We start from the raw sequence: 12,412 nt of genomic DNA on the forward strand, positions 1-12,412 counted from the left end.
ACAACTTAAATGACAGAGCATCGTAAATCTTAGTTGGTATGCGAATAGCAACAATCTTTGCGAAAACAGCCTTTTAATAAAGACATTCTAATGGGTCATCTCTAAAAAAATATCACAGAAACCCTGATATACAATAAATCCGCTTACATCCCCTCCAAAAAATGAAAACTCACCCTGTTCCATTGCAATTTCCCCCAATACTTCTTATACTTAATTAGTTAGAAGGAAGAGACGTCCATTCGAGGGACGGACCTATCACTTGATCGGACCCTAAAAAGAAAAGGATGTGAGTGGTTTGACGGCAAAAGCGGATTCTACACCTGTCAAAGTTCACTTGAAAACCAAGATCACAATAGGAGAGGAAAGTGACTCTTTTGAATTGGTATCATTTGGTCGATACTATGAAAAAGGAGATGCCATTTTTCTGAAGTACGATGAGGTGCAAGAGGAAGGGACCACTCATACGATTATCAAAGTCACAGATCGGCAGGCCCTCATCCTCAGGAGCGGGGCAGTGAAAATGAGAATGGCCTTCAACGAGCTCGAGGAACAGAACGGATCCTACGAAAGCCAGCTCGGCACCCTTTTACTTACAACCAAAACGAAGACACTTTCACATACACAGAGTGACTCGAAGCTTGAAGGGAATTTCAACCTTTCATACGAGTTAAAGATGCAGGACAGCCCGGTTGGGGATTATGTTATGTCCATTCACTATAAGGAGGAAGCATAGGGATATGAATATCGTCGAAAAAGTACAAGAAAACCTGAAAGCCGAAATCAAAGCCGCGGTCCTGAAAGCGGGTCTTGCAACAGAGGAGCAGATCCCCGATGTGATCCTTGAAACACCGAAAGAAAAGTCCCACGGTGATTATTCAACGAATATGGCGATGCAGCTTGCCCGTGTCGCGAAAAAAGCACCTCGCATGATCGCCGACGACATCGTCGCCCACTTCGACCAGTCCAAGGCTTCCATTGAAAAAATGGAGATTGCGGGACCTGGATTCATCAACTTCTATATGAACAACGAATACCTCACAGACTTGATCCCGATGATCCTGGATCAAGATCATGAATATGGTCAATCGGACGCTGGAAATGGCGAGAGAGTGAATGTCGAGTTCGTATCTGCCAACCCCACAGGTGACCTTCACCTGGGCCATGCCCGTGGAGCGGCCGTCGGTGATTCCCTATGTAACGTCCTTGAAAAAGCAGGATACAAAGTAACACGTGAATACTACATCAATGATGCCGGAAATCAGATCCATAACCTGGCGATTTCCGTTGAAGCACGTTATTTCCAAGCACTTGGACAAGACAAAGCCATGCCTGAAGACGGCTATCACGGTCAGGACATCATCGAAATCGGGAAGAAGCTGGCGGAAGAATTCGGTTCTGAATATGCGGAAGTAAGCGATGAAGAACGCTACAAGTTTTTCCGTGAGTACGGTCTGAAGATCGAAATGGCGAAGCTTCAAAAAGACCTTGAAATGTTCCGTGTGCCTTTCAACGTGTGGTACTCAGAAACATCCCTTTATGAAAACGGGAAAATCGACGCTGCGTTAAATACATTGAGAGACAACGGGCACGTCTACGAAGAGGATGGTGCGACCTGGTTCCGTTCGACAGAACTTGGAGACGACAAGAACCGTGTTCTCATCAAGAACGACGGCACGTACACTTATCTGACTCCGGATATTTCCTATCACCAGGATAAATTCGAGCGCGGACATGATGTGCTAATCAATATTTGGGGTGCGGACCATCACGGGTACATCCCGCGTATGAAAGCGGCCATCGAAGCTCTCGGCTTTGACCGTGAGAAACTGGAAGTGGAAGTGATTCAACTCGTTCACCTTTATAAAAATGGTGAAAAGATGAAGATGAGTAAGCGTACAGGGAAAGCCGTTACGTTACGTGAGCTGGTGGAAGAGGTTGGCCTCGATGCGGTCCGTTACTTCTTTGCTATGAGAAGTGCTGACACGCATATGGACTTTGACCTGGACTTAGCCGTATCACAGTCCAACGAAAATCCTGTCTACTACGCACAATATGCCCACGCGCGTATTTGCAGCATCCTGCGTCAGGCAGAAGAGCAGGGACTGGCTTCTGAAGACAAGATCGACTTAAAGCTGATCGGTACGGAAAAAGAAGTCGATTTACTGAAGAAACTGGGTGAATTTCCCCAATTGGTCGCCGATGCGGCGGAGAAACGCACCCCTCATCGTGTAGCAAACTACATCAACGATTTGGCATCTGCTTTCCACAGCTTCTACAATGCGAACAAAGTGCTTGATGAAGAAAACCGTGAACTGACAACAGCTCGTCTCGCTTTAGTGAAAGTGGTACGTGTTACATTGCAAAACGCTCTTGCTTTGATCGGTGTAGCAGCTCCGGAAAAAATGTAATTCCATTTTAAAGGTCCGTCCCTCAGAGGGGATGGTCCTTTTTTTCTTATAATCCTCACGGTTTAACGTATAATAGTGGTAGATGAATGTAGGAGGAGAATGGTATGAAAACGGTTGTTTTAGCTGTTGTAACCGGTTTTTTGGTTGGATTTATTTTTGCTCTGTTCAAACTGCCGATCCCGGCACCGCCCGCCCTGGCAGGAATTGCAGGAATCGTAGGCATCTACCTGGGGTTTAAAGCTTTCATGGCGATTCAGCCCTGGATCGAATCTGTATTCAAGTAATGCGTACATACGAGGAGACACAGCCTCCAACAAAAAAGACGGACACCACGTGCCCATCTTCTTTACGTCCACTCAAGCGTCCCCCCGCTGATCCTTTTCACCCCACGAATGGAGGCGAGGTCTTCGGTCAGCTTCAGCATGGCGAGGTCCTTAGCTTTAGCTTCGATCATAAAGTCCACGTCCTTCCCGAGGTCCTTCAGCGTTTTAAAGAATCCTTCCACAAATCCCGGATCGACCAAGTCAGCATGTGAACGGAAAGCCTTTTCCGATTTAGGGGAGGAGATATGTATTTTCGGCACTAAATCTCTTCTGTCCCATGTGGCAAAAATACGTTCCAGTTGATCCTCAAGGGGCTCTTCACCCGGATTCGCCTCATGATGATGAATGTCCAAGACCATGGGGATATCCTCTTTTTCGCATACACTTAACGTTTCGTTGACCGTATACGTTTTGTCGTCGTTTTCCAGGGTCATGATGTCCTTTACCTCAAGGGGGAGACTCTTCAAATTTTCATGGAAACGGACCAGGGTCGCTTCCTTATCCCCGTAGCTTCCACCGATATGGATGTTGATGACGGAATCCTTCTCGATTCCCATATACTCGAGCATCCTGTAATGGTACACCATATCCTTTACGGCATTGTCCGTCACGTGCTGCTTGGGACTTGTGAACAAGGTGAACTGGTTCGGATGGAAGCTTGATCTGATCCCGAATTCCTTGATCAGGTCACCAAGCTCCTTCCATTCCCTTTTAAAAGGGGAGTAGAAATCCCACTCCACTTCCGGATGGGTGGCCAGGGGAACGAGGGAGCTCGATAATCGGTATAGTTTAATTTCATGAGCGGCGCACAGATAGAGGATGCGTTTTGTATGCTCCAGGTTTAACGCCGTCACTTCCTTCAGGCGATCCATGCGTTCACTACTGGGTAACTCTGTATATCGTTTGTAGGTCATGGTTTTGGCCGGGCTTGCATCCCATAGAGAGAGGGAGTTTGCCACGAACCCTAAACGGACTTTCATGAAACATCCCCCTAAAGTAAGATGGAAATGGCTGAACCGATGCGTTCCTTTACGCGGGTGAGCATGGAGACGGAAGAGAGGTCGCTTTCGCTCAACGGATCAGAAGCCTCCATGTCTTTAGCCATTTCCTTTTTCAGCGTTTGAATGAATCCTTTGTCAAAAATCAGATTATTAATTTCAAAATTGATGAAGAAACTCCTTTTATCGAAGTTTGCCGTCCCGATGTCACAGAAATGGTCATCGACGACCAGCACCTTCGCATGATAAAAGCCGTCCATGAATTGATACACATAGGCTCCTTTTGCGAGGAGAGGTCTGAAATAAGGAAAGGCCGCTTCCTTCACCAGCAAATGATCGGCATTATTCGGAATGATGATCTTAACGGTGACACCCCTGTCCAAAGCACCCGATAGAGCATCCATCAATTTAGGGGTGGGGATGAAGTACGGCGTTCCAATGATGATTTCCTCTTGTGCTTCGTTGATGAATTTACCAAAGAAGTCTTCGATATTGACGCCTTCTGTCGGGAAGATCTGGTGCTGGATGCTTCCTTTTTCAGCAGGGGGGAAGTATGTCGCTTCATCCTTCAAATCCTTACGGGTCGCCCGGAACCAGTCAATACAGAATTCTGTCTGAAGATCATGGACACCATCCCCCTCCAGGCGTAGATGATAGTCCCTCCAGGGAGAAAGTTCAGGCTTATCATTTTCATCGATGTATTCCTTCCCGATATTGTAGCCGCCCAAATAACCGATCGTACCATCGATGACGGTGATCTTCCGGTGATTACGCTGTTGGGAGGAAAAGAACAGGTAAGGTAGCTTCACTCTCCGGCAGAAATCCACTTCCACTCCCGCATCCCGAAGTTCCTTCACCTTCGACTTAGGGACATTGTGGCTCCCAATCTGATCCATCAGCAGACGGACTTCGATTCCTTCTTGTGCCTTCCCTTTCAGCAACTCAAGGAACCTCAGGGCAAAATGGTCATCCTGAACAATATAAAATAAAACATGAATAGAAGACCTTGCTTCCCTCATCTCTTTAAACATTTGATCAAAAAGCTCAGGTCCTCTTGAAAATAATCGGATATCACTCATTCGTTTCTCATAATCTCTTCTTGTCCGTGTCCGGATGAAATGACTTCTTCCCAATTTAAAGTCGATCATCAGCCATCCGATCACAGCGGCAAGGATGAACAGCAGAATCAACCACCACATAGAATCACTCTCTCATTTGCATTGTCTTTAGTATGTCCGTAAATTTATGTACGTTGCATTCTTTCTTCTTTTCCCATTCCCTTGCCCTTTTGAAACCTGGGGAGGGCGTTTCTTTTCGTGGAATGAACAGCCACTCATGAAAAGGTTTTCATCTTTCTTGATAAAAACCATTGACTGAATGCTCATTCATAATATAATGGAGATATGAACTATTCAGAATATTAATTTGGTTTGTAAAAGTTTGAACAAAGGGGATGTTCATTTCAGACCAAAGAAGGGGGAGTGTTTGTCTATGAATGGGTTACTCATTCTCAATTGGGTCGCATTTATCCTTGTGACCGTTTATGCACTTAGTCTGTTTGTGTATGTAGTGAAGACGAGAATTGAATATATTAAGCTCGGGAAAAAAGTCGAGTTCGACAAACGGTTCAAAGAACGATTCCAGAAGATCCTGGTCAATGTCTTCGGACAGAAGAAGCTTCTGAAGGATAAAAAAAGTGGAGCCATCCACGTCATGTTCTTCTACGGATTCATCCTTGTCCAATTCGGGGCCATCGACTTCATCTGGAAAGGACTGGCGCCTGGGAGTCATCTGCCTCTAGGACCTTTATATCCCGGGTTCACGTTCTTCCAGGAGATTGTCACACTGACGATCCTTGTCGCGGTTGTCTGGGCTTTCCATCGCCGCTATGTGGAAAAGTTGGTGCGATTAAAAAGAGGTTTCAAGTCAGGACTCGTCCTATTATTCATCGGTGGATTAATGCTTTCCGTCCTGGTCGGGAACGGAATGGGCATCATCTGGCATGGGGAAGAACTGGCCTGGACTGAGCCTATAGCGTCACTGATTGCAGGAGCACTTGGTGCAATCGGAGAAACGGCTTCCATCGCCATTTTCTATGTGGCCTGGTGGATTCACTTATTATTCTTACTGGCATTCCTTGTGTATGTGCCGCAATCCAAGCACGCGCATTTAATCGCGGGACCTGCCAATGTGTATTTCAATCGCTTAGACAACCCTGGTAAGCTTAAGCCCATCGACTTTGAAGATGAGTCAGCCGAAAGCTTCGGGGTAGGAAAAATAGAAGAATTTACACAGCACCAAATGATCGATTTCTACGCATGTGTAGAATGTGGGCGTTGTACGAATATGTGTCCGGCAACGGGAACAGGGAAAATGCTTTCCCCGATGGACCTGATCGTCAAACTTCGTGATAACCTGACCAATCATGGTGCAGTCGTGACACAGAAGAAGCCTTGGGTGCCGACATTCGCATTCAATGGTACAAAAGGGAATCAGCTTGCTATGGCTAGTGCGACTCAAGCGGCTGAAGAAGCGGCAGCAGGAGCTGCGTACAGCCCAAGCCTGATCGGGGATGTCATCACGGAAGAAGAAATCTGGGCATGTACAACGTGCCGTAACTGTGAAGACCAATGTCCGGTCATGAACGAACACGTGGATAAAATCATCGACCTCCGCCGTTACCTCGTTCTGACGGAAGGAAAGATGGATGCAGACGCACAGCGTGCCATGCAAAACATCGAGCGTCAGGGAAACCCTTGGGGTCTGAACCGTAAAGAACGTGAAAACTGGCGCGAAGCAAGAGAAGACGTGACCATTCCTACGGTAAAAGAAATGAAAAAAGCCGGAGAAGACTTCGAATTCCTATTCTGGGTCGGATCCATGGGTTCATTCGACAACCGAAGTCAGAAGATCGCGCTATCCTTTGCCAAGCTCATGAATGAAGCGGGCGTGAAATTCGCGATCCTTGGTAATAAGGAAAAGAACTCCGGTGATACACCGCGCCGCCTTGGAAATGAATTCTTATTCCAGGAGCTTGCCGGTCAGAACATCGCCGAATTTGAAAAGCATGAAATCAAGAAAATTGTCACCATCGATCCGCATGCGTACAACATTTTCAAAAATGAGTATCCGGACTTCGGTCTGGAAGCAGAGGTCTACCACCACACAGAACTTCTGCATCAGCTCGTACAAGAAGGCCGCCTGAAGCCGCAATATGAAGTCAACGAAACAATCACTTTCCATGACTCTTGTTACCTGGGCCGATACAACGAAGTGTACGATCCACCGCGTGAAATCCTGAAATCCATTTCCGGCGTGAAATTGGTTGAGATTGAGCGTAACCGTGAAAAAGGCATGTGCTGTGGAGCAGGTGGGGGACTGATGTGGATGGAGGAAGACGCAGGTCACCGCGTCAACGTCTCCCGTACCGAGCAGGCGCTCGCTGTCAATCCATCGGTCATCAGCTCAGGATGTCCATACTGCTTGACGATGCTGTCAGATGGTACAAAGGCGAAGGAAGTGGAAGAAACCGTTTCTACGCTGGATGTAGCAGAAATCCTTGAAAAAGCCATTTGCGGTAATCAAAACGATCAGCCCGCAGCTTCCTAAAAAGAATATTATCATCACAATAATGAATTAGACACACATTCAGGAGTGAAACAAAATAGTCTCTATTGCGTTTCGCTCCTATTGTTTTTCTACAATAATAAATTTGATGGAAAAATAAAAACTTTCTAAAAAATCAATGCGTTCAGGCTGAATTTGCAGTACAATAAAGGTATATTGGGGACAGAAATTGTCCCTTCTCTTGTGAGGAGTAGTTGAGCGAGCGTTCAGTCGAAAGTCGGTCCTATTTTTTTAAGAAGAATTGAAAGCGTATACAAACAAACGAATACAACCCATATAAAGGAGAGCGATGGAGATGGGAAAAACGGTTATTTTAGATGGAGCAAGAACACCTTTTGGTAAATTCGGGGGAAGTCTCAGCAGTTTCACAGCTTCAGAGCTTGGCGGTTTCGCCGTAAAGGAAGCATTGAAACGATCCGGCATAAGCGGTGAAGAGGTAGAAGAAGTCATCCTGGGATCCGTTTTACAAGGGGGCCAGGGGCAAATCCCTTCCCGTCAAGCCTCACGTCATGCGGGATTACCGTGGAATGTCAAAACAGAAACCATCAATAAGGTATGTGCTTCAGGAATGCGGAGCGTGACTCTTGGTGACCAGATCATACGTGCAGGCGACGGGGAAGTCATTGTGGCAGGCGGGATGGAATCCATGTCGGGTGCCCCTTACATCCTGCCAAAAGGCCGCTGGGGATTCAAGATGGGAGACTCACAGGTGAAAGACCTGATGGTTCACGACGGATTGACGTGCAGCTTCAACAACGTCCACATGGGAACGTACGGAAATGAAACAGCGAAGGAATTCGGACTCTCAAGGGAAGAACAGGATCAGTGGTCACTCAGAAGCCACGAGCGGGCTGTAAAGGCGACGGAAGAAGGCATACTCGGTGAAGAAATCGTTGCCGTTGAAGTACCGCAACGCAAAGGGGATCCGGTTATTGTCGATAAAGATGAAGCACCACGGAAGGAAACGTCCATCGAGGCACTGGCCAAATTAGGCCCGGTCTTCGGTTCTGGGGGGACCATTACGGCAGGAAACGCACCTGGAGTCAACGACGGAGCGGCTGCCATGGTGCTGATGAGCGAAGAAAGGGCGGCGAAAGAGGGCAAGCAGCCGTTAGCGACGATCCTCGGCCACACGGCCATCGCCGTTGAAGCGAAAGACTTCCCGCAAACACCGGGTCTTGTCATCAACGAGCTACTGAAGAAAACAGGAAAATCACTGGAAGAAATCGACCTGTTTGAAATCAACGAAGCATTCGCAGCGGTTGCATTGACAAGCGGGAAAATCGCAGGATTGGACCCTGAAAAAGTCAACGTAAATGGTGGAGCGGTTGCCCTTGGTCATCCGATTGGAGCAAGTGGGGCACGTATCATCCTGACACTGGCATACGAACTGAAACGCCGCGGCGGCGGGGTAGGAATTGCCTCGATTTGCAGCGGAGGCGGTCAAGGGGATGCGATTATGATTGAGGTGGCGAAGCAGTAGGGTGACAGATGGACAGATGTCGGTGATTGTACCTCAGAACACCCGTGAGTATTTTCAGAAGCTGATCAACAAAAGGCCCATCTTTAAAACAAACCAACTAGAATACTAGTTTCATATAACAAAGGGGAGAACAAAATGAACATCAAAAACGTAATGGTCATCGGCGCAGGACAAATGGGCTCAGGAATCGCCCAAGTATGCGCACAGGCCGGATTCCATGTATACCTGAACGATTTAAAAGAAGAATTTGTCCAAAAGGGAATGGGCGTCATCACGAAGAATCTGACCCGCTCCGTTGAAAAAGGGAGAATGTCGGAAGAAGATAAAGCCGCTGCCATCAACCGACTGAAAGTCTCAACGGATATCTACGATGCAAAGGAAGTGGATCTTGTCATCGAAGCGGCAGTTGAAAATATGGACATCAAGACGAAGATCTTCGCTCAGTTGGATGATATCACACCGGAGCATACCATCCTTGCTTCCAACACTTCATCCCTTCCGATCACGGAAATCGCTGCAGCAACAAAGCGTCCGAAACAAGTGATCGGGATGCATTTCATGAATCCCGTCCCAGTGATGAAGCTTGTTGAAATCATTCGTGGACTTGCGACGACGGACGAAGTGTATCAGGCGATTGAAGACATGACGAAATCCCTTAAGAAAGTACCGGTGGAAGTGGAAGATTTCCCCGGATTCGTTTCGAACCGGATTTTAATGCCAATGATCAACGAAGCGATCTACACCCTTTATGAAGGAGTGGCGAGTAAAGAAGCAATCGACGAAGTGATGAAGCTTGGAATGAATCACCCGATGGGACCTCTTACGTTAGCTGACTTCATTGGCCTGGACACATGCCTTTACATCATGGAAACCCTGCACGAAGGATTCGGAGATGATAAATATCGTCCGTGCCCGCTGCTTAGGAAATATGTGAAAGCCGGCTGGCTCGGTAAGAAAACAGGACGCGGCTTCTATTCGTACGAATAACGAACATCAGGGGGAAACAGTCATGGAGTTACGATTCACGGAAGAACAGCAGATGATGAGGAAGATGGTCCGGGATTTTGCCGAAACCGAAATCCAGCCGTTTATCGAGAAAATGGAAGAGGGAGAATTCCCGAGAGAAATCCTGAATAAGATGGCTGAGCTTGGTTTAATGGGAATCACGATTCCCGAGAAATACGGCGGTTCTGAGATGGACTTCACGTCTTATATCATTGCGATCCACGAGCTTTCAAAAGTAAGCGCCACCATCGGGGTCATCTTGTCCGTTCATACGTCTGTAGGGACCAATCCGATCCTTTATTTCGGAAATGAAGAGCAGAAGCAAAAATATCTTCCGAAGCTTGCTTCAGGAGAGTACCTGGGTGCCTTCTGCCTGACGGAACCGAGTGCGGGATCCGATGCGAAGAGCCTCAAATCCCGAGCTGAGAAGCGTGGCGATCACTATGTGGTGAACGGATCGAAAGTCTTCATCACGAATGGTGGAGAAGCGGATACGTATATTGTCTTTGCCACAACAGACTCAACCAAAGGTAGCCGGGGTGTATCGGCGTTCATAGTAGAAAAGGACACACCTGGTCTTGTGATCGGGAAAGATGAACATAAAATGGGTCTTCACGGATCCAGGACCGTCCAGCTGACGTTTGAAGATATGAAAGTACCGGCTGCAAACCTTCTCGGTGAAGAAGGGGAAGGCTTCAAAATCGCCATGGCGAATCTTGATGTCGGCCGGATCGGCATTGCTGCACAGGCCCTTGGCATCGCCGAAGCCGCCTTTGACTATTCAACGGCTTATGCAAAAGAGCGGGTACAATTCGGCAAGCCCATCGCCGCTCAGCAGGGAATCGGCTTTAAGCTTGCCGATATGGCGACGGCCGTTGAAGGCTCGAAGCTACTCGTATACCGGGCTGCTAATCTTCGTACCAACAACATTTCCTGCGGGAAAGAGGCGAGTATGGCTAAGCTGTTTGCTTCAAAGACAGCCGTTGAAGTGTCGACGGAAGCGATTCAAGTGTATGGCGGATACGGCTACACGAAGGAATATCCGGTGGAGCGCCTGTTCCGAGATGCGAAGGTGACGGAGATTTACGAGGGTACGAGTGAGATTCAACGAATGGTGATCGGGAAGAATTTGTTGGTTTAATTGGAGTTGGTTTTTGCTTTTTGAGGGGTGTTACGGGCATAAGTCCTTAGCGTGTAAGGCAACCGATAGATTTTGCAGTATCTCGCGGCGTAAAGAGGTTTGTGGCATCGCTTGTTTCTTGAGGGTGCCAGTCCCGGTATGTAGATGATAAGAGGAGGAACTTGAGATGAATTTTAAATTATCCGAAGAGCATGAAATGATACGTAAGATGGTGCGTGATTTTGCACGTAACGAGGTGGCTCCGACTGCTGCTGAGCGTGATGAGGAAGAGCGTTTTGATATGGACTTATTCAAAAAAATGGCGGAGCTTGGATTGACGGGGATTCCTTGGCCTGAAGAGTATGGCGGGATCGGCAGTGACTATTTGGCGTACTGTATCGCTGTTGAAGAGCTTTCAAGAGTATGTGCGTCTACAGGTGTTACACTTTCTGCCCATACATCCTTGGCTGGATGGCCGGTATACAAATTCGGTACAGAAGAACAGAAGCAGAAGTATCTCCGTCCGATGGCACAGGGTGAGAAGATCGGTGGTTATGGTCTGACTGAGCCGGGTTCAGGATCTGATGCAGGCGGCATGAAGACGACGGCCCGTTTAGAAGGAGATCACTACGTATTGAACGGTTCTAAAATTTTCATCACGAACGGTGGAATCGCCGATACGTATATTGTGTTTGCTTTAACGGATCCTTCACAGCGTCAGCGTGGAACGAGTGCGTTCATCGTGGAGGCAGACTTTGAAGGGTTCTCTGTAGGGAAGAAAGAGAAGAAGCTCGGAATCCGTTCATCGCCAACGACTGAAATCGTATTTGAAGACTGTAAGGTACCAAAAGAGAACATGCTTGGCAGTGAAGGAGACGGATTCAAGATTGCCATGATGACTCTTGATGGCGGCCGTAACGGTATTGCCGCTCAAGCTGTCGGGATTGCACAAGGAGCACTTGATGCGTCTGTCGAGTATGCAAAAGAGCGAGAGCAGTTCGGTAAACCGATTGCTGCGAATCAGGGGATATCATTCAAGATTGCCGATATGGCGACATCCATTGAAGCTTCCCGTCTATTAACCTATCAAGCTGCTTGGCTTGAGTCTGAAGGACTTCCATACGGTAAAGAATCGGCGATGTCGAAGCTGATGGCCGGGGATACAGCGATGAAAGTAACAACAGAAGCGGTACAGATCTTCGGTGGATATGGTTATACGAAAGATTATCCTGTGGAGCGTTATATGCGTGATGCGAAGATCACACAGATTTATGAGGGAACGCAGGAAATTCAGAGATTGGTTATTTCACGGATGGTGACGAAGTAAGAGTTGCCGGGATTTTTCAGCAGGGGATTACCCGGTTCGTCCTGACGCGTGTCAGGCACCAGAGGGGGCCGTCGGATGTTTCGTAGCGTAAAGAGGTTACTGACGTCGATTGCTGCTTTAG

At 47.6% G+C, this 12,412-nt stretch carries 10 protein-coding genes; 8 read left to right on the plus strand and 2 right to left on the minus strand.

What is annotated here, in order from left to right:
* Positions 1-295: 295 nt before the first annotated feature.
* The 3 genes from JI667_RS20270 to JI667_RS20280 all read left to right on the plus strand — a co-directional run bounded on the left by JI667_RS20270 (position 296) and on the right by JI667_RS20280 (position 2,692).
* Positions 296-733 (plus strand): DUF1934 domain-containing protein, encoded by a 438-nt coding sequence (locus JI667_RS20270; RefSeq protein WP_211201355.1) that lies wholly within the window; start codon positions 296-298, stop codon positions 731-733.
* Positions 734-737: 4 nt separating this feature from the next.
* On the plus strand, positions 738-2,408 hold the full coding sequence (gene argS, locus JI667_RS20275; protein ID WP_206858170.1) for an arginine--tRNA ligase: 1,671 nt from the start codon (positions 738-740) through the stop codon (positions 2,406-2,408).
* A gap of 104 nt (positions 2,409-2,512) precedes the next feature.
* Positions 2,513-2,692, plus strand: a complete 180-nt coding sequence (locus tag JI667_RS20280) for a XapX domain-containing protein (RefSeq protein ID WP_206858172.1) — start codon at positions 2,513-2,515, stop codon at positions 2,690-2,692.
* A gap of 62 nt (positions 2,693-2,754) precedes the next feature.
* Here the strand turns inward: JI667_RS20280 and uvsE are convergent, their stop codons facing one another.
* Complete coding sequence (gene uvsE / locus JI667_RS20285) at positions 2,755-3,711, minus strand: UV DNA damage repair endonuclease UvsE (RefSeq protein WP_206858175.1); 957 nt, start codon at positions 3,709-3,711, stop codon at positions 2,755-2,757.
* A gap of 11 nt (positions 3,712-3,722) precedes the next feature.
* Positions 3,723-4,928 carry a cardiolipin synthase gene (gene cls, locus JI667_RS20290; protein ID WP_206858177.1) on the minus strand — a complete coding sequence of 402 codons (1,206 nt, stop codon included), beginning with the start codon at positions 4,926-4,928 and terminating at the stop codon, positions 3,723-3,725.
* 292 nt (positions 4,929-5,220) lie between these two features.
* Here cls and JI667_RS20295 point away from each other — a divergent pair, with 292 nt between their 5' ends.
* From JI667_RS20295 to JI667_RS20315, 5 genes are all read left to right on the plus strand, one after another.
* Positions 5,221-7,338, plus strand: coding sequence for a 4Fe-4S dicluster domain-containing protein (locus JI667_RS20295; protein WP_206858179.1), 2,118 nt, complete (start codon positions 5,221-5,223; stop codon positions 7,336-7,338).
* Positions 7,339-7,651: 313 nt separating this feature from the next.
* Positions 7,652-8,839 carry an acetyl-CoA C-acetyltransferase gene (locus tag JI667_RS20300; protein ID WP_206858182.1) on the plus strand — a complete coding sequence of 396 codons (1,188 nt, stop codon included), beginning with the start codon at positions 7,652-7,654 and terminating at the stop codon, positions 8,837-8,839.
* A gap of 135 nt (positions 8,840-8,974) precedes the next feature.
* Positions 8,975-9,826 carry a 3-hydroxybutyryl-CoA dehydrogenase gene (locus JI667_RS20305; RefSeq protein WP_206858183.1) on the plus strand — a complete coding sequence of 284 codons (852 nt, stop codon included), beginning with the start codon at positions 8,975-8,977 and terminating at the stop codon, positions 9,824-9,826.
* A 22-nt stretch (positions 9,827-9,848) separates the two neighbouring features.
* The gene (locus JI667_RS20310) at positions 9,849-10,985 is read left to right on the plus strand and encodes an acyl-CoA dehydrogenase (protein WP_206858184.1); all 1,137 of its coding nucleotides are present in this window, start codon (positions 9,849-9,851) and stop codon (positions 10,983-10,985) included.
* Positions 10,986-11,151: 166 nt separating this feature from the next.
* The gene (locus tag JI667_RS20315; RefSeq protein WP_206858185.1) at positions 11,152-12,291 is read left to right on the plus strand and encodes an acyl-CoA dehydrogenase; all 1,140 of its coding nucleotides are present in this window, start codon (positions 11,152-11,154) and stop codon (positions 12,289-12,291) included.
* Positions 12,292-12,412 lie beyond the last annotated feature (121 nt).

The sequence above is a fragment of the Bacillus sp. NTK074B genome (assembly GCF_017303375.1).
In the GTDB taxonomy this organism is placed as follows: Bacteria; Bacillota; Bacilli; order Bacillales; family Bacillaceae_B; genus Rossellomorea.